The following is a 19,191-nucleotide window of genomic DNA, read 5'->3' on the forward strand; positions in this document are numbered from 1 at the left end:
TTACCCCTGATCCATTAAGAGATTAGGGGTATTTTATTGGACTTCAGCACTATTTAGTTGTTTAAATGGGTAAAGGGAGAAGTCGATAAAAAAATTTACTCATAGGATGAGTCGGACAAAATGGTATTTAATTGATTGAGGTGGAGAGAATTGGGCGAAGTAAAAGATAAGAAGTTAGGTTTATTCGCGCTCATTGCGATGGTAGTAGGGACCATGATCGGGGGCGGTGCCTTTAACCTGATCAGTGATATGGGTGCTCAGGCAGGAGGGCTTGCCATTATCATCGGCTGGCTGATTACAGGGATAGGGATGATAGCGTTAGGGCTCAGCTTTCAGAACCTGACGAATGTCAGACCGGATCTTGACGGTGGTATCTATAGTTATGCTCAGGCCGGATTTGGTGATTACATGGGATTCAATTCTGCGTGGGGATACTGGTTTAGTGCATTACTGGGGAACGTCGCGTATGGCACATTACTGATGACAGCCGTCGGACATTTTCTGCCGATGTTCAAAGGCGGCAGTAATGTACCGAGCATCATAGTGGCTTCACTCTTGTTGTGGAGTGTCTTTCTGTTGATTTCCCGAGGTGTCAAGAACGCAACGATTATCAATATGATTGTGACAGTTGCTAAAATGATTCCCCTGTTCTTATTTTTAGTCGTGATGGTTATTGCGTTTAATTTCGATACATTTATGACGGGTTTCTATGGTATGACAGAACATGGACCAAAAGAATTTGACATTCATGATGTGATGGTTCAGGTTAAAAGTACGATGCTTGTAACCGTCTGGGTCTTTCTAGGTATAGAGGGGGCGGTTATCTTCTCAAGTCGTGCGAAACGACGGAGTGATGTCGGCAAGGCGACTATTATCGGTCTTATTAGTGTGCTTATCATCTATATGATGATTACGATTCTTTCACAGGGCATCATTATCCAGAATCAGATAAGTGAGCTCAGCAACCCATCAATGGCGGAAGTGATGGGACATGTTGTCGGTAAATGGGGAGCAGCAGTGATCAATATCGGTTTGATCATCTCCGTTATGGGTGCATGGCTCGGCTGGTCATTACTTGCTGCAGAAGTACCTTATCTGGCTGCCAAAGATGATATCTTCCCGGCCTGGTTCGGTAAAGATAACGACAATCATGCACCTGTCAATTCTATGCTGATGACAAGCCTGATTGTTCAACTGTTCTTCTTCACGTTACTCTTTACGGATAAGGCCTATAACTTTGCATTTAGCCTGGCATCTTCAGCGGCCTTGTTACCTTATGCATTCAGTGCATTCTATCAGCTGAAGTTCAGCAGACAGCGTTCCCGTAAGCAGATGTTAATAGGGTCAGTCGCTTCTGTTTATACAATATGGCTTATCTATGCTGCAGGTCTTGAATATCTCCTGTTGACGATGATCCTTTATTTCCCGGGAATATTTGTGTACCGTCATGTCCAGAAGCTGCACGGCAGATCAATTACAAAAATAGATAAAATCTTATTTGGGATTATCACATCGCTTGCCTTAATAGGTATATATTTCATTATCAAGGGGCAAATATCAGGTTTCTAAACAGAAGACAGCAGAACAATATGATGTTCTGCTGTCTTCTATTTAAACTGCGTCATAAATATCGGTGGCACGGGAGACTGAAAATGCAGTGGTTGATGAGTGATAGGATGTGTGAAGGCAAGAATATGAGCATGTAACCCTAACCGTCTGAACGGATGAGTCGTTGCCCCGTATTTCTTATCGCCGACAATCGGATGGCCTAACTCCTGCATATGGATACGAATCTGGTTTTTACGGCCGGTGTCCAGATTGACTTTCAGTAACGTCTGTTTACGGCTTGTTTTAAAGACAGTGTAATGGGTGGTTGCTTTTTTACCGTGCTTCGCGTTTTGACTCGAACGCATCTTGAGTGTGTTATCCTCAGAAAGGAAGCTTGTGATCGTCCCGTTTTCAGTTACCCGACCTTCAACAAGAGCCAGATAAGTCCTCTCTGTTACAAGGCGTTTCCAGTTGTTCTGCAGAATCTGCTGCGCCTTTGGATTCTTGGCATAAACCATGACACCGGAAGTTTCACGGTCTAAGCGATGGACCACAAAAATACGATTTCTCGGATGGGCTTGCTTCACATATTCTGACAGGATGTGGTAGGCTGTTCTATCCTTTTCATTATGGGTGGCAATCGATAACAGCCCTGCTTCTTTATCAATGACAATAAGGTCTGCATCTTCATGCAGAATCTTGACACCGCGCAGCGATACTTTTTTATTTGGGGCATCGAGACGAATAGCGACGATGTCACCCGGCTTAAGTATCTCATTAAATTGACTGGTCGATTGATCATTGACGAAGACTTGTCCTCTGGCGAGTATAGCTCTGACTGACTTCTTGCTTCTATCAGCCATTCGCTCAAATAAAAATTTCAGTAATTCATTCTCTTCTTTAACGGTCCACTGCTCATGATTTTCTCTTGTATTCTTCATCATAACTTCCTTCTTTTATATTCATTCAAGCATAGCACAGGATGCCACTATTATAAATGAATTTCACTGAGTGATTAGTTGACTTTTAAAGCAGGTTTTACTATGGTTGAAGTGCATTGAATAGTGATGAGGAGTAAGACATGGATTTCAAAAGGAGGGTCTCTTATGTTTCACGTTAAACAATTGATGATTAACAATATTCAATATGAATTTGTCGATGAAGGACAAGGAACACCTGTCTTGTTACTGCATGGTTTTCCTGATTCTAAGAAACTCTGGTATCAGATGATTCCAGAGCTGACTCAACAAGGCTACCGTGTTATAGTGCCTGACTTGCGAGGTTATGGCAATACTGAAGTCGCTGCCAGTTACCAGATTCAGGATTCAGCGGCAGATATGTTCTCATTACTTACCCAATTAGGCATCTCTCGGGCGCATGTCATCGGTCATGACTGGGGCGCTTTTCTCGGCTGGTACCTCGCTGCTCACTACGAGGCGCAGGTGATCAGCTATACGGCGCTCAGTGTGGGCCACCCGAATGGATATCTGCGTAGCGGAGGACTCAAACAGCTGGTCAAAGGCAGTTATATCGGTCTGTTTGTCATACCAGGTGTGGCAGAACGGGTGCTGGCAGCAGGTGATTATAAAGTGCTCACCAAGATGGCAGAAGATGACAGACTTCATCAGCACTGGTATATGGATTTAACACGTCCTGGGCGTCTGTCTGCAGGACTGAACTGGTACCGTCATAACTTGAAGTCAATCACGGCAGGAATAGAGACGGTAAATGTACCGGTCATGGGCATCATCGGGACCCAGGATCCTGCATTGACAACAGCGCAGATGAAAGGATCAGAAAAATACGTGTATGGCTCCTTTGACTACTACGAAATAGCAGGGGGTCACTGGCTGCCTGAAACGCATGGAGACCAATTGAACCAGTTGATCATCCCTTTCTTATCACGCCAGCGCTCATAAAAAAGCACTCAATATAACGGATTATAAGTAAATATTTTATTTAAATTTTCTGATTTTTATACTATAATAAGGAATAATTACATTACCACGTTAAAGGGAAAGAGATTTCATCAGTAAATTCTTCCACGCAAGCAACGGGTTTAATGAATGACTAATATGGAGGATATGATTATGAAATCAAAACTTACCTTTAAAGAAAACATGTTTATCGGATCGATGCTATTCGGTCTGTTCTTCGGTGCAGGGAATCTGATTTTCCCGATTCACCTTGGACAGACAGCAGGTTCAAATGTCTTGATGGCCAATCTCGGCTTTCTGATCACGGCAATTGGCTTACCTTTTCTCGGTATTATCGCCATCGGTGTCTCCAAGACAAACGGCCTTTTCGATATTGCCAACCGGGTCAATAAAACCTATGCCTATATCTTCACCATTCTGCTCTATCTGGTCATCGGACCTTTCTTCGCCCTGCCGAGACTGGCGACGACTTCTTTTGAGATTGCATTCGGCGCTGCGCTGCCAAAGGAATCAATCGGGTTATACCTGGCATTATTCAGCGGTATTTTCTTCATTGTTGCCTGGTTCTTTGCACGTCGCCCGTCAAAGATTCTGGATTACATCGGTAAATTCCTGAATCCGGTTTTCCTGGTCCTCCTCGGCTTGCTGATTCTGCTGGCAATGGTGCGTCCGATGGGGGGAATCCAGGAGGCAGCTGTCTCGTCTGACTATCAGGATTCTGTCCTGTTGAAGGGCTTCATTGACGGCTATAATACACTGGATGCACTGGCGTCACTCGCGTTCGGTATCATCATCGTGACAACGATTAAGAAGCTGGGCATCACTGATCCTAAGACCATCGCCAAAGAAACGCTTAAGTCAGGACTGATTACAGTGATTCTGATGGGACTGATCTATACACTGCTCGCTGTTATGGGGACGATGAGTTTAGGGAAGTTCGAAGTCAGTGATAATGGGGGCATCGCTCTCGCTCAGATTGCACAGTATTATTTAGGTGACTATGGCATTATCCTGTTGTCACTGATTATCATTGTAGCCTGCTTGAAAACCGCAATCGGCTTGATTACAGCATTCTCTGAAACATTTGTAGAACTGTTTCCAAGTCAGAAATATATCACGTTTGCGACAGTCGTGAGTCTTGTGGCCTTTATCATCGCGAATGTCGGATTAACGCAGATTATCGCGTATTCAATCCCAGTGCTGATGTTCTTATATCCGCTTTCTATCGTTCTGATATTGCTGACGCTTTTCAGCGGTCTGTACCATGATTCGAAAGTGGTCTATCAGGCAACTATCTACTTTACACTGGTTGCAGCGCTTATTGACGGTATTAAAGCAAGTCCTGCTTTTCTGAGTAAGACGGCATTTGCAGAAAGCATCATCAACTTCGGTAATCATTATCTGCCTTTCTTTTCAATCGGTATGGGCTGGGTGCTTCCAGCTGTCCTCGGTTTTGTTATCGGCTTTATCATCTATAAAACGCGTAAACCACAATTGAACAGCAGCCTGTAAAAAGAAGCCTGGAGAATCTCCAGGCTTCTTTTCAATGGTTATTTCTGCGAACCAGGCTTTGCAAAATGCCCGTGGACTTCTGTTGTCTCATAGACATTGATAAAACAGTTTGGATCGACTTCTTTAGCGACTCGAATGGCATCCTGGAGTTCATAGCGGGTCAGTACCATCATAATCGTCTGAGTAGGATTCCGGGTATAGCCGCCATATGTATCGGTAATAGTCATGCCGCGTGTAATAGAGGCAATGAGCGCCTGTCTGACTGCTTCTCCTTCAGTCGTCACAATATTGACAGTCAGTTTGATGTGTGAAGTGAAGATGGTATCAATAGCTTTACCGGTGATGTAAATAGAAAGTAAAGTCGTCAGTGCATTGCTCCAACCGAGAAAAAAGCCTGAGCAGAGTACAATAAGGCCGTTTAAAGCCGTCATCACGGCACCGATAGAAATATTACTGTGCTGCGAGATGATCATGGCAATGATATCCATACCCCCTGTTGTGCCGGAATATTTCAAAATAACCCCGACCCCGAGACCGCAGAGGACACCACCAAAAATAACATCAATCACAGGCTCCGTGGATATCTGTGTCACCGGGATAAGGGATAAGAAGAATGACACAAAGCCCACACTTAATATCGTCTGAATCATAACCTGACGAGGCAGTTTTAAGAAGCCGAGGATCACGAGAGGTAGATTAATCAGTAAATTAATCAGCCCGGTATCCAGGGAAGTCAGGATATGAACAAGTAAAGCGACCCCACTTAAACCGCTGCTGAGCACGTGATGAGGAAGTAGAAATAAGTTAAAGCTGATGCCGATGATAAATGACCCGACAATAGTCACTAACAGCTTAAAAACAAAGTGATCTTGGATACGCATATGGAATCTCCTTCACGAAATAGATTAATTTCATTATAGCAAAGTAAATTTAAGAAAAACCAAGTGCAGACGCGCTTGGTTTCTTTAATAGAATGAAGGAGTCAGAACAAACAGTACTTTCACAAAATCCTCACTATCATTGATAAAGCGATGTCTGATGTGTTTCGGGATTCTTACGACATCGCCTTCACTGAGCGGGTAGGCTGTCCCTTCTAGTTCTACTTGGATGTGTCCATTCATAATGACAGCAATTTCTTCTTTAGCGTCATGCACATAATGACTCTCAGTCGTATTAGAGCAAGGCTTGATCTCCATCATCAGCATCTCCAGATTGGTATTCATGAAGTCCGGTGTCAGTACATCATAGACAATATGAGCATTATCTTCACGGTAGACTTTATGACGGTCGGCTTTTCTCGAAATTAAGGTGGCAGGGTCGATATCATTGATGAACAGGGTGAATAACGGTACACCTAACGCCTGGGCAAGGCGTTCCAGTACATGTAATGAAGGATTCCCTTTGCCCCGTTCCAGCTGGCTGATAAGTGATGTACTGATTTCTGAATGGTCAGCGAATTCTCGGATAGTCATCTGATTCATCTTACGATAGTTTGCGATTGTACGGCCTATATGACTCATGAAGCTCCTTTCTGTTTAGCATATTGACTTTTCAGCTGTAAAAAAGACAACATACTAAATCTGGCAGAATAAGATAGTGATTAGACTTCGTATACTATACAATTAACTTGTTTAATATAGTGTACAAAGGGGAGAACCGTTTTGAAAGGAAAACAATTTATTCTGCTTATTCTAGGCGTTCTATTTTTATCATCTTCAGCTATCTTTGTGAAGCTGGCCGCTGCACCTCCGGAAGTGACAGCGTTCTATCGTATGCTGTTCTCGACAGCCATGTTGCTGCCTTTCGCACTGGGTGATCATCGAATCAGAGAAGAAATCAGCAGCTTCAACAGGAAAAAATTAGGACTGATATTTGTCGGCGGTATTTTATTAGCTGTTCATTATATCCTATGGTTTCAGTCGCTTGATTATACATCAGTGGCGAGTTCCACAGTCATTGTCACTCTGCAGCCGTTGTTTGCAGTGATAGGTGGCTACTATCTGTATCAGGAACGTCTGAATAATAAAGCGTTGATCGGTATCCTCATCGCGATCATGGGCTGCTTTATTATCGGCTACCGTGATATGCAGCTGAGTACAACGGCTCTAATAGGAGATATACTCGCTCTGATCGCAGCCGCGGTCATTACAGTCTATTTCTTTATCGGTCAGAGTACGCGTAAGCACTCTGGTCTTATTGCGTATTCTGTTCTGAGTTACGGCAGCAGTGCTATTTTTCTTTTAATCTACTGTCTGATCACTCGCAGTAACCTGACGCATTACAGTGCGGAGACATGGCTTTACCTCCTGGCACTTGCCTTATTTGCGACGATCATGGGACAGACTATCTTTAATTTCCTGATCAGATGGCTGAGCACAACCGTTATTTCCATGGCAATACTCGGTGAGGTCATCGGCACCTGTCTGCTGGGCTATATCTTTCTGAATGAAGGCATATCGATCAACCAGTTTATCGGCATCACCATTATTCTCATCGGACAGGCCGTATTTATCTGGTTCAGTGGAGATAAGTAAGACTTATTTATGAAATTCCCTTTTATAGACCAGGATGCTTTATTTGCAGCTGTTTAGTTAAACGATGGATTTGCAAAAGAAGAGGAACTAAATATAAATGAATGTTGTCATCAACTAAAAAAACCGACTTCTCTTTAACTGAGAAATCGGTTTTCCTGTTATGCAGGCACTTCTGCACGTTTTGTACTATGTTTACGAACAGCTGCCGCCAGTAATGATGAGGCAAGACCGAAACAGGCGAAACCGATCATCACTAGTACAGGTGTATTGAGCGTTAAGTCTTTATTCAAGTAGATCAGTTCACGGAGACCATCTGCGTAGAAGCTGAAAGGGTTCCATGTTAAGACATATTTCTGATAGAACTCGTTCAGCATCTGCTTAGGAAGCGTCAGCATCTGCATGCTGAAGAATAACAGCAGCACGAAGATTGGAATAGCTTTCATACCGAGCCATGCCATGACACCGAGAATCAGCATGATAAAACCGAACATCGAAATAGCGATGAATATTGTGGTCTGTGTGATGTCTGGCATATAGAAATCGAGCACTTGTGTAATGAACCATACACCCAGCACACTTGAAACGATCGCTGCGACCGCGGCCATCAGTGTCTGCATCAGGGTTGCTTTCAGACGCTCACCTTGTGTGATTAAACCAGAGGTACGGAACGCGAAGAAGAGCAGAACGCCTGTTACAAGAGAGCCCATCCAGATAGGTGTGAAGAGTAGCATGCCAGCCATACCATTGCCCTGGTGCTCGTGAATTTTATTTAAAGTTGTGTGTTTCACAGTAACAGGATTCATGACAGCATCCATATCAGCTGCTGCTACTTTAATATTATTTTTATCGAGTTGTGTTACTGCTTGTTGACTGATCATTTTGTTGATATTGTCACCCATACCTGACAGCATTTTATCGCTGATAGTAGCCGCCTGGCTTGATGCCCCTTGATTGATGATCACTTCAAGCTGCCCTTTCTTGACGGTGATCGGTTTTAATAAGTCTGCATTTTGTTTCTGCATTTCCTGCATTTTCTTCTGCATGTCCTGCGCTATTTTCTGTGCTTGCTGAGGTGGGATTTCGCCGCTTACGACTTTCGCTTTTAATTCTGCCTGCGCTTTTTCGGCTTTCGTCTTCGCTTCAGCTTTTTTAGCCGTCTGAATTTCACTGCGCATCGCGCTCGTTGCATTTTCCGTGAAGTGGGAGGGAATAACAATAGCACTGTAATACTCATTATTATCGAATCCTGCTTGCAGCGCGTCTTTGTCTTTCACATCGATAAAGTCCACTGTTTCATTCAAGTCTTTATTATCTTTGATTTTATCTGTGAATGTTTCACCGATATTCATCTTTTTACCTTGGATTTCAAGTCCTTTATCCATATTGACGATGGCGATGGGCAGATCTTTCGGTTTCGGATTGAATGCAGGATAGAAGGCTGTCGACATAATCCAGATGAGCAATGCCCCTGCAATTAATGGAATATAAAACAGTTTATTCTTTAAAATTTTCATCTTGTCCTCCTTATTGAACAATGTGTTGATTAATGATTGATATGTATATTATAGTAATTTTAAAAAAGAACACAATAATCAATAATGGAAATTACGTTTAATAAAATACATAATTTATAAAAATGACTATTAGTAGAAAATAAACCGAAAAATTATTGACTGTATCAATAAAAATAAGCTTGTAGGAAAAGGAAGTAGGGTAGTAAACAGAGAAGAGAGCGTCAGGTAGCTTTAAATAAGAATAAGTCCTTTTTGCTCAAATAGCCAAAATAATTCCTCTCTTATAATTGGAAAGTGTTAAAATTAAATTATGTTAACACATTCACAAAAGGAGAATTCGCTTATGCAAATTGAAAAACCAGTTAAGTCCGTTTCTGACACCTTTACCAGCACAGATAACATCGGAGAAGCATTGACGCAAGTGGCTTTAAAAGAAGTGAACGTCGACCGTGAACCGGCCCGCTATATCTTAAAAGCGATAATAGCAGGTTTTCTGCTGGCGATCATGGCCGTCTTTTCTTTAGCTGTCAAAACACAATTTGAAGGGGCAAGTCATGGTCTCGTCAATATTTTGGGTGCTATCGCCTTTAGTATCGCACTCATTATGATTGTCCTGACAAAAGCGGAACTTTTAACAAGTAACTTCATGTATCTGACAGTAGGTCTCTATTATCGTACGATTTCAATGGGGAAAGTCGCTAAAATCTTCACGTATTGTTTTATAGGTAATATTATTGGCGGTTTTATCTTATTCGGTATGATGACAGGCACTAAAGTCATGACGCCTGAAATGGTAGCTGCACTGACAAAGACAGTCTCTGCTAAGACAATCGAGTCCACCTGGCTGGCGATTATGATTAAAGGGATCTTTGCTAACTTCTTTATCAATATTGGAATTTTTATTGCGATGCAGTGTAAAGAAGCACTCGCGAAAGCATTCTTCGTCGGCATCGGTGTGGTCATATTCGTCTTTATGGCCTACGAGCACGTTGTTTATAATACAGGGTTATTCGCAGGTATGATATTTTACAATCCAGATGCTATATCATGGATGGATATCCTGAAAAATGTTATCTTCGCTTTCATCGGTAATTATATTGGTGGCGGTATCTTTGTTGGTTTAGTCTATTCTTACTTGAACGGCCATCGTGACGACATCGTTAAAGTAAAATAGAAAGCTAAAAATACGGACCTTCTCTGAAGGTTCGTATTTTTAGTGATTGATGAGAAGAATGGGAGCAGATGTAAGGCCGTGATGATAGGGTAAGCGGGTATAGAAAGCTTAAAGGGGTGATGACACTTGAGTAATTCGGATCAGTTTCTGACAGAATTCAATTTACTTCATGAAGCGATGAAGAAATACACAAAGCGTGATAATAACTTTGGTTCACTTTTCTATCAATTGAAAGAGAAACATCCTGTCATTAAGCAATATCAGGATGATATCAACATGGCCCGTGAACTGCGCAATTTACTTGTACATGAGAAGAAAGAGACATTTAATATAGCAGAGCCTACAGCAGAATTTATTGACATGCTGAAGACGATCCGGCAACAGTTCGAAAATCCAGCGACCGTCAGTATCTTCAGTAAAGAAGTAATCAGTTTAAATGATACGGATAGTCTACTCAGAGTACTGGAACTAGTGGAGCAGTATCATGTTTCGCAGTATCCAGTTTTTCAAGGTCAACATTTTCTCGGTATTTTGACAGACAACGGTATTACGAACTGGTTGTCTTCTGTGCGTAAAGAAACACCGCTTGATCTAAACAAATATAAAGTAAGTGAACTGTTATCTAAAGATGATAAAGGAGCATCTTATGAAGTTGTTAAGCAGGATATGCCGCTCTATGAAATCGAGAAAAAAATGATAGAGCGCATCAACCAGAAGGGCCATTCGAAGTTGACCATGCTGATTTCAAAAACAGGAGCCATCAAACAAAGAGAAGATATTGTCGGTATTATTACGCCGGGGGATATGCCGAAAGTCATAGAATATCTCTAATTAAAAACGACTCTGGGACATAAATAACTAAATATACGATTTATCTAACGGCTCGAAAAAAAAACGGAAATTCCATGATAAACTGCCGCAGGTAGTCAGATTATCTATAAAAATTAAAAAAGATGAAGAAAATGGTGTATACACATTTTCTTCGTCTTTTTTACAAGCTAGAACTACTTATGTCCTAGACTCTTATTTTTGTGAATTTTTTAAGTTTCGTATCAATACAGTGATAGCTGTGATAACCTGGACGATCATACATCCGATAAGAACCATTAGCAATAATGAATTCTGGTTTTCAAAGTAAATAGCAGCAAAGGCCCAGACGAAAACTAGCGGATATAGAAAATCGTGATACTTAAATGCGATATAAAGACAAAGAGCAGTTGCGACAATCAACATCACCCATGTCCATGTCAGTTCTGACATGCCAAGTACGTTTGAAACGTTTAATGATTTCACATATGTAAAGATATTAACAATCGTTGCTACAGTGACCCAGGCAAAGTAGATGCCGAAAACTACGCGGTCAAATGGATCATTATGATATTGTGATATTTTTCGGTAAATAATAACTAAAGTGAGCAGTAAAGCAATGATAACAATGACTGAAGCAAGCTTCCAGTTCTTTGTGAAAACATAAATCCATAAGCCGTTTAAAATAAAGTTCAGAATCGGCCAGAATGTTAGATTCTCACCTTGTGTTAAACCGTAATCTTGTTGCTGATCAAAAAACAGACGAATAATCCAGATGATAATAAGGAGATAAATGAGACTCCATATCGAAAAAGCATAACCAGCAGGCTGGATCAGTGCCTGGTCCTGATTGGCCACTCTGCCGACATTCATTGAAGTGAGATAGTTCATAATAAGTGTACCGATGAAAACAATCACATAAATAAGAGGCCAAAATTTAGCACGAAACATCATCCACAACCCTTTCTTTAAATGGACTATTCCCTAACTGTTCAATTTGAAACCTATTTATTTGTGCATCATGTATTCTGGGTCATTCTGTTTTAATGATTACTCAATATAACGACAAACTATATAAATGCTGTCTGTTCCTTTTTGAATGTGCCCGATAATTGGTATATCGAAGAAAGCCTGGCTGGCCTTCTTCATCGCCGTAGAAAAAATGATTCATAGAAAGATTATCCTATTTGACAGAAATTTTGACTAATCTTAAACCTCGTATTTCAGTATAAAAATGCTGAGTTACTCTCATATCTTTTGTATACATGGGAATGTGATAATGACCTTTAATATTCATAAACATTACTTTGCAGACAACTTAATAATTGAATCTAGAATAGGTCAAACCATCTACATGATATGTGACAATATTGCAAATTAAATTATTATTAGTTACTAGTAGCAGGTAATAAGTGATAGAATAATTACCGTAGATATTTTCAGGATAGATAGATGCATTTGGTAACTGAAATGGAAGGTAGTGGCTTAATGGTATTAGAAACAGATTTGCTCATATTAGGTGGAGGGACAGGCGGTTATGTAGCTGCTATTCATGCAGCTAAGCAGGGACAGGAGGTTGTCATCGTTGAGAAGGAACAGCTTGGTGGAACTTGTCTTCACCGTGGCTGTATTCCAACAAAAGCATTGCTGCGCAGTGCGGAAGTTTATGACACTGTAAAACGAGCTGATGAGTTCGGTATCTCAAGCGGAGAAGCAGGATTCGATTTTCTGAAAGTGCAGACTAGAAAGGAAAAAATTGTTGAGCAGCTTCATCAAGGGGTGGAGTCCTTATGCAAAAAAAATAAAATCAAGATTTATCACGGAGAAGGTGCGATATTAGGTCCTTCTATCTTCTCACCTGTTTCGGGGGCTGTAGCGATAACTTTTCCGGATTTAGATGAGGAAGAACTAATCATTGTGCCGAAAAAGCTCATAATTGCGACAGGATCTTCTCCGCGCACATTGCCGAATGTCGAGATAGATGAAACTTCTATTCTGACATCAAACGGTATGCTTAACCTGCAGAAACTGCCAGAGAAAATGGCAGTGATCGGCGGTGGTGTCATTGGAGTGGAATGGGCATCGCTTCTGAATAGTTTTGGTGTAGATGTTACCATCATCGAGTATGCAGAAAGGCTCGTCATTAACGAAAGCGAATCAATTGCGAAAGAACTGCAGAAACAGTTTGAACAACGCGGCATTCATGTGGTCACACAAGCCGCTGTTAAGAGTGCCACAGTAGAGGCAGAGAAAGTGCAGATTGAATTAGGAGATCAGAATGTAATGGTATTTGATAAGGTTATGGTTGCTGTGGGCCGTACACCTAATGTTATGGGGATAGGACTACAGAACACATCTGTTCGGTTCAATGATAGAGGCATAATGGTCAATGATTATTACCAGACGACAGAAAGTCATATATATGCAATCGGCGACTGTATCGACACGCTGCAACTTGCACATGTCGCCGCTAAAGAAGGTGAAATAGCTGTGTGCCATCTGCTTGGTAAAACAGTGCCACCGCTTAATTATCAGGACATTCCTAAAAGCACTTATACACAGCCTGAGATTGCGAGTATCGGCTATCATGCATCGAATTTCCCGGAACATATGAAAGTCAACGTCGGCAAGTTTCATTTCAGAGGCAACGGTAAATCGCTTATCTACGGAGAGGCAGAGGGTTTTGTCGAAGTGCTACGCGACACAGAAACAGATGATCTTATCGGTGTCTCAATTATCGGCCCACATGCTACGGAACTGATCAGCGAAGCGACTGCAAGCATCTATTTAAATGCATCAGCGCTTGAATTAAGTGATATAGTTCATGCCCATCCAACAATGTCAGAGACACTGATGGAAGCAGCACTGGATACTTACGGACTGGCGATTCATAAATAGGAGGTTGAAAAAATGAGACAACTGAAAGAAACAGGACTTACAAAAGAAGAACTGATCCATGCGTTTAAACAGGTTTTAAGGGGTCGGAGATTAGACGAACGACTCTGGCAGCTGACACGTATCGGTAAAACATCCTTTAATATTTCTGGGCAAGGTGCAGAAGTGGGACAGGTAGCAATGGTCATGGCTTTTCAACCTGAAAAAGATTACTTTCTGCCTTACTACCGCGATATGACCGCTTGCCTGGCCTGGGGGATGTCATCTAAAGACATCATTCTGGGTTCTTTCGGTAAAGAAGCGGATCCATCATCCCATGGCCGTCAGATGCCTAACCATTATGGCTCAAAGGCACATCATATCATCTCACATTCCTCACCCGTCTCCACGCAACTGAATGTAGCAACAGGCATCGGCTATGCTGCGTTACTCGAAGAATCTGACTCTGTGACTGTAGCAACAACCGGAGAAGGTTCTTTCAACCAAGGAGAAGTTGCTGAAGCTATGAATTTTGCGGCGATCAAGAAACTGCCGATCATCTTTGTTGTCGAGAATAACTTATGGGCTATCTCGGTCGGGACCGAAGAACAGTATGCCAATAAAGAGATGGCAGACCGTGCTGCAGCCTATGGGTTTGAAGGGATTCGAGTAGACGGTATGGATTTTGCAGAATGCTATCTGACATTCAAACGGTTTGTTGACCAGGCACGTGCAGGAAAAGGGCCGGGACTGGTTGAACTGATGGTGTCACGCATGACTTCTCATTCATCAGACGATGACCAGACGATTTATCGTTCCAAAGAAGAACTGGAAGAAATGAAGACGAAAGACCCGCTTGCTGTATTTCAGAAACAGCTGCTGGATGAAGGCTATCTGACACAGCAGGATATTGATGCAATGGAACTCGAGCTGAAGGAAGAGATCAATCAGGCAACAGATGAAGCAGAGCAGATGCCGGATCCTAAGGCCGCTGATATTCTCACCCATGTCTGGGCAGAGCAGTAGAGAGGAGATACATCTATGACAATGATGACTTATTTAGAAGCAATTAATCGTGGCATTGCAGAAGAAATGGAAAAAGACGAGAAGGTCGTTATCTTCGGGGAAGATGTCGGAGGTGTGAAAGGGGGTGTCTTCGGCGTGACTAAAGATCTGGCTGCGCGTTTTGGCGATAAACGGGTCTTCAATACACCGCTGACAGAAGGCCTGATCGGCGGTCTGGCAGTCGGGCTTGGCGTAAGGGGTTACCGTGCCATCGGTGAGTTCCAGTTTGCGGATTATATTCTGCCGGCGGTCAACGAAATTATGTCTGAGGCCGCACGAATGCGCTACCGGACAAGCGGAGATTTTACGACACCGATTGTTTACCGGACGCCTTATGGAGGTGGTGTCAGAGGCGGGTTCTATCATTCGCAGACCACTGATAAGATCTTTGTGGGCCAACCCGGACTCCGCGTCGTCACGCCTTCATCTGTTTATGATGCAAAAGGGCTGATTAAAGCTGCTATCCGTAGCGATGATCCCGTATTGTTCTATGAGCATAAACGTCTTTACAGATTATTGAAAGAAGACGTCCCTGAGACAGATTATGTGGTGCCGCTCGATAAGGCGAATATCGTCAGACAAGGTGAAGATATTACCGTCATCGCTTATGGCATGGCACTTCAGCTTGCACTTAAGGCAGCTGATACGCTTGCCAAAGAGGATATTGAAGCAGAAGTAGTAGACGTCCGTTCTCTCTATCCGCTCGATAAAGAAACATTGATTCAGGCAGCCAAGAAAACAGGCAAAGTCCTTCTCATAACTGAAGATAATAAAGAACAAAGTGTGATGAGTGAAATAGCGGCGATAATAGCGGAAGAAGCACTTTTCGATTTAGACGCACCGATTCGTCGACTGGCAGGCCCGGATTCGCCGAGCATGCCATATGCCTTATCATTAGAACGGGAATTTCTGATCAATGAAGAAAAAGTAGAACACGCGATGCGTGAGCTGGCTGAATTCTAATAGTAAAGGAGTGTCATCATGGCGATTAAAACGATTGTATTACCGGGTTTAGGCGAAAGTGTCACAGAAGCTTCTATTACGAACTGGCTTGTCCAGCCGGGAGATCAGATTGAGCGTTACCAGCCTATAGCTGAAGCGACTTCTGATAAAGTGACGACTGAGATTCCATCTGATTATGCCGGAACTGTAAAAGAACTGCTGGTTGAAGTAGATAGAGATATTCCGATTCACGAACCGATTATGACAATAGAAGTGGCAATGTCACAGGATGAGGAAACAGTAGAGGAGACGGTTCGTCCGGCAGAAAAAGCTGCGGCCGATCAAACTAAGCGAGGCCGCTATTCTCCAGCAGTCCTGAAGCTTTCCCAGGAACGTCACATCAATCTGGCGGAGGTGACAGGAACAGGTCGTCATGGCCGCATCACACGTAAAGATATTCTGAACTTCCGACCGGAGCAAGCAGCAGAGGAGCAAGCAGCTGTCACATCAACTGCTGCAGAAGTAGTGCAGACAGACGGGGTCAGAAAGGCGATTGCGAAGCGCATGGTACAGAGCGTCAATGAAATTCCGCATGCCTGGATGATGGTAGAAGCGGATGTCACTGAACTGGTAAAACTGCGGAACGCGCATAAAACTGCTTTTAAAGAGCAAGAAGGCATCTCGCTGTCTTTCTATCCATTCTTTATCAAAGCAGTGGCACAGGCTCTTAAGAAACATCCGAAGATGAATGCATCATGGGTGGACAATGAAATCACTTTCTTTAAAGACATCAATATTTCTATAGCCGTTGCTACAGATGATCATCTCTTTGTGCCGGTCATCAGAAATGCCGATGAGTTATCAGTAAAAGGAATTGCCAAAGAAGTCAATCGACTGGCTCGTGCTGTAAGAAATAACAGTCTGACTGCTGAGCAGATGCAAGGAGGAACGATAACGGTCAACAATACCGGTTCATTCGGATCGGTGATGTCTCAGGGCATCATTAATTACCCGCAGGCGGCCATCCTGCAGATTGAAAGTATTAATAAACGGGTGATACCGACTGAAGAAGGCGGTCTGAAATTTGCTGACATCATCAATCTTTGTCTGTCAATCGACCACCGGATTCTGGATGGACTTGCAGCAGGACGGTTCCTTGCAGATGTCAAAAACAATCTGCTGCAATTTAACAGTGAAGCGGATATCTACTAATCATCGTACCTTGAATGTGAGTAATCAGTTAACATTCAAGGTCTTTTTTTGTTAACTTTTAAGATAAACATCTCATAACGAAAGCCCTTTCACTGACAAGAAATAAACAGAAGTAATAATGGCATTGATAGATGATATATAACAAGAATTAACATAGCTCTTTTGTTTAAATAAAAGACTAAAAATATACTTATTTAAGGTAAATACACTTAAAAAATATGTGTTTTCTTTAATTGTTCACATTTATATGTCTCGCACTTTAACGCTTTGGTGTATATTAGTGTTATTAAGAAACCAGGAGAGGAGTCCTGAGAGAAGATTGATGTAGTACAGTTATAAAACAGCCGTAACACAAGCTGAAAAAGATGAAGAATTACTGCAGGATTTTTCATAACAGAGTAGCTGTCCTTACAAAAATTCTGAATATTTCAAAAATATAACAGATTTTCTCAAAAATGTTTGCCTTATTTTTATTAGTGGAAATTAAAGTAATGTGTTGCAAAAAATCGATAAAAGGTGGATTATCATGAATCAAAATCACACAAGTGAACAGTTTAAGGGCGATAATAAGTTAATTATCGGTATTGTGCTTGCAGTACTGACTTTCTGGCTTTTTGCTCAATCACTCGTCAATATCGTACCAACATTAAAAGATAGTTTTAATACAAGCATGGGAAATGTCAACACTGCGCTTAGTCTGACAGCATTGTTCTGTGGGATGTTCGTTGTAGGTGCAGGGGGCATAGCGGATAAATATGGTCGTGTGAAAGTGACACAAGTAGGTCTTATCTTAAGTATAATAGGTTCAGCACTTGTGATAGCAACAAATATTCCGGCTGTTCTGATGGTAGGACGTGTTATACAAGGTTTTTCGGCAGCAGCAATCATGCCTGCAACATTAGCGATTGTTAAAGCTTACTACCACGGCGCAGATCGCCAGAGAGCATTAAGTTTCTGGTCAATCGGTTCTTGGGGTGGCTCAGGTATCTGTTCATTCTTCGGTGGTGCAGTAGCCACATTTATGGGCTGGAAATGGATCTTTATCTTTTCAATTCTTCTTTCTATCATTGCCTTCTTCCTGATCAAAGGAACGCCTGAAACAAAAGCAGATGAGGAAACGCGTACACGTTTCGATGTGCCTGGTCTTGCCATTTTAGTGGTATTTGTATTAGGGCTTGAGCTCTTCATCACTAAAGGCGGGGAATTCGGTTATACTTCAATGATTTCACTCGGATTAATTGCGCTGATCGTGATATCATTCATTGTCTTTTTCTTACGTGAACGTGTATCAAAAAATCCATTGATTGATTTCCATTTATTCTCTAACAAGCCTTATACCGGTGCGGTCATTTCTAACTTCCTCTTAAATGCAGTCGGTGGGACATTAATCGTCGCAAATACATTTGCACAGCAAGGACTTGGATTTTCGGTATTTAAAGCAGGTCTGTTATCATTAACCTATTTAGTGATGGTGTTACTGATGATTCGTGTGGGTGAGAAGATGCTGCAGAAAATGGGCGCGAAAAAGCCGATGATGCTGGGATCGCTTATTACATTGATAGGTATCCTATTAATCTCATTAACATTCTTACCGGAAATGTTATATATCATCAGTTCTATTATCGGTTACTTATTATTTGGGTTCGGCTTAGGTATCTATGCAACGCCTTCTACAGATACAGCGGTTTCTACTGCGCCTGAAAACAAAGCGGGGGTAGCAGCAGGTATCTACAAAATGGCTTCCTCTTTAGGTAATGGTTTTGGTATGGCCATCAGCGGTGCGGTCTATGCGACTGCGATTGTTGGGCTAGGACTTGCGCACGGTGCCATGATTGCATTATGGGTCAACGTCGGTATGGCCTTAGTATCATTACTGGCTATTATGTTCTTAATCCCTAACGATGATAAACGTGTAAAATAATAAAGTATTCAAGAGACAACGATATGATATGCTCCCTATAAAGTAGACACTTAAAAAAGTAAAACTTTATAGGGAGTTTTTCTATGCGAAAAATCAAGCTATCACCGGAAACATTTCAGCAAATCTTCGATTTATATGAGGAAGGTCATTC

At 42.0% G+C, this 19,191-nt stretch carries 16 protein-coding genes; 11 read left to right on the forward strand and 5 right to left on the reverse strand.

Annotated features, from left to right (window positions below; genetic code table 11):
- The first annotated feature begins 150 nt into the window (after positions 1 to 150).
- The gene (gene arcD / locus ERX55_RS10765; RefSeq protein ID WP_279512562.1) at positions 151 to 1,569 is read left to right on the forward strand and encodes an arginine-ornithine antiporter; all 1,419 of its coding nucleotides are present in this window, start codon (positions 151 to 153) and stop codon (positions 1,567 to 1,569) included.
- A gap of 38 nt (positions 1,570 to 1,607) precedes the next feature.
- On the opposite strand, the gene ERX55_RS10770 is transcribed toward arcD, so the two are convergent.
- Positions 1,608 to 2,489 carry an RluA family pseudouridine synthase gene (locus ERX55_RS10770; RefSeq protein ID WP_243721503.1) on the reverse strand — a complete coding sequence of 294 codons (882 nt, stop codon included), beginning with the start codon at positions 2,487 to 2,489 and terminating at the stop codon, positions 1,608 to 1,610.
- Between the two features lie 165 nt (positions 2,490 to 2,654).
- Between ERX55_RS10770 and ERX55_RS10775 the strand changes: the two genes are divergently transcribed.
- Positions 2,655 to 3,467, forward strand: coding sequence for an alpha/beta fold hydrolase (locus ERX55_RS10775; protein ID WP_165983786.1), 813 nt, complete (start codon positions 2,655 to 2,657; stop codon positions 3,465 to 3,467).
- A gap of 171 nt (positions 3,468 to 3,638) precedes the next feature.
- Positions 3,639 to 4,997: a branched-chain amino acid transport system II carrier protein gene (brnQ, locus tag ERX55_RS10780; protein WP_133452596.1), complete on the forward strand. Its 1,359-nt coding sequence runs from the start codon at positions 3,639 to 3,641 to the stop codon at positions 4,995 to 4,997.
- Positions 4,998 to 5,035: 38 nt separating this feature from the next.
- Here the strand turns inward: brnQ and ERX55_RS10785 are convergent, their stop codons facing one another.
- Together ERX55_RS10785 and ERX55_RS10790 are read right to left on the reverse strand one after the other, a co-directional pair.
- On the reverse strand, positions 5,036 to 5,878 hold the full coding sequence (locus ERX55_RS10785) for a YitT family protein (RefSeq protein WP_133452597.1): 843 nt from the start codon (positions 5,876 to 5,878) through the stop codon (positions 5,036 to 5,038).
- 84 nt (positions 5,879 to 5,962) lie between these two features.
- Positions 5,963 to 6,517: a helix-turn-helix domain-containing protein gene (locus tag ERX55_RS10790; protein WP_133452598.1), complete on the reverse strand. Its 555-nt coding sequence runs from the start codon at positions 6,515 to 6,517 to the stop codon at positions 5,963 to 5,965.
- Between the two features lie 141 nt (positions 6,518 to 6,658).
- Here ERX55_RS10790 and ERX55_RS10795 point away from each other — a divergent pair, with 141 nt between their 5' ends.
- The gene (locus ERX55_RS10795; RefSeq protein ID WP_133452599.1) at positions 6,659 to 7,531 is read left to right on the forward strand and encodes a DMT family transporter; all 873 of its coding nucleotides are present in this window, start codon (positions 6,659 to 6,661) and stop codon (positions 7,529 to 7,531) included.
- A 158-nt stretch (positions 7,532 to 7,689) separates the two neighbouring features.
- Here ERX55_RS10795 and ERX55_RS10800 read toward each other — a convergent pair whose 3' ends face one another.
- Positions 7,690 to 9,045, reverse strand: a complete 1,356-nt coding sequence (locus tag ERX55_RS10800) for a YhgE/Pip domain-containing protein (RefSeq protein WP_133452600.1) — start codon at positions 9,043 to 9,045, stop codon at positions 7,690 to 7,692.
- Positions 9,046 to 9,388: 343 nt separating this feature from the next.
- Here ERX55_RS10800 and ERX55_RS10805 point away from each other — a divergent pair, with 343 nt between their 5' ends.
- Together ERX55_RS10805 and ERX55_RS10810 are read left to right on the forward strand one after the other, a co-directional pair.
- Positions 9,389 to 10,219: a formate/nitrite transporter family protein gene (locus tag ERX55_RS10805; RefSeq protein ID WP_133452601.1), complete on the forward strand. Its 831-nt coding sequence runs from the start codon at positions 9,389 to 9,391 to the stop codon at positions 10,217 to 10,219.
- A 126-nt stretch (positions 10,220 to 10,345) separates the two neighbouring features.
- On the forward strand, positions 10,346 to 11,050 hold the full coding sequence (locus tag ERX55_RS10810; protein ID WP_133452602.1) for a CBS domain-containing protein: 705 nt from the start codon (positions 10,346 to 10,348) through the stop codon (positions 11,048 to 11,050).
- Between the two features lie 192 nt (positions 11,051 to 11,242).
- Here the strand turns inward: ERX55_RS10810 and ERX55_RS10815 are convergent, their stop codons facing one another.
- Entirely contained in the window at positions 11,243 to 11,977 is a 735-nt protein-coding gene (locus ERX55_RS10815; protein WP_133452603.1) for a TspO/MBR family protein, read from the reverse strand.
- A 537-nt stretch (positions 11,978 to 12,514) separates the two neighbouring features.
- On the opposite strand from ERX55_RS10815, the gene lpdA reads away from it, so the two are divergent.
- The 5 genes from lpdA (at position 12,515) to ERX55_RS10840 (ending at position 19,040) form a co-directional block, all read left to right on the forward strand.
- On the forward strand, positions 12,515 to 13,924 hold the full coding sequence (gene lpdA, locus ERX55_RS10820) for a dihydrolipoyl dehydrogenase (protein WP_133452610.1): 1,410 nt from the start codon (positions 12,515 to 12,517) through the stop codon (positions 13,922 to 13,924).
- Positions 13,925 to 13,936: 12 nt separating this feature from the next.
- Complete coding sequence (locus ERX55_RS10825) at positions 13,937 to 14,926, forward strand: thiamine pyrophosphate-dependent dehydrogenase E1 component subunit alpha (protein ID WP_133452604.1); 990 nt, start codon at positions 13,937 to 13,939, stop codon at positions 14,924 to 14,926.
- 15 nt (positions 14,927 to 14,941) lie between these two features.
- The gene (locus ERX55_RS10830) at positions 14,942 to 15,928 is read left to right on the forward strand and encodes an alpha-ketoacid dehydrogenase subunit beta (protein WP_133452605.1); all 987 of its coding nucleotides are present in this window, start codon (positions 14,942 to 14,944) and stop codon (positions 15,926 to 15,928) included.
- A gap of 18 nt (positions 15,929 to 15,946) precedes the next feature.
- Positions 15,947 to 17,119: a dihydrolipoamide acetyltransferase family protein gene (locus tag ERX55_RS10835; RefSeq protein ID WP_133452606.1), complete on the forward strand. Its 1,173-nt coding sequence runs from the start codon at positions 15,947 to 15,949 to the stop codon at positions 17,117 to 17,119.
- A gap of 526 nt (positions 17,120 to 17,645) precedes the next feature.
- Complete coding sequence (locus ERX55_RS10840; protein WP_133452607.1) at positions 17,646 to 19,040, forward strand: MFS transporter; 1,395 nt, start codon at positions 17,646 to 17,648, stop codon at positions 19,038 to 19,040.
- The last annotated feature ends 151 nt before the right edge of the window (positions 19,041 to 19,191 follow it).

The organism is Macrococcus bovicus (assembly GCF_004359575.1).
Lineage (GTDB): Bacteria > Bacillota > Bacilli > Staphylococcales > Staphylococcaceae > Macrococcus > Macrococcus bovicus.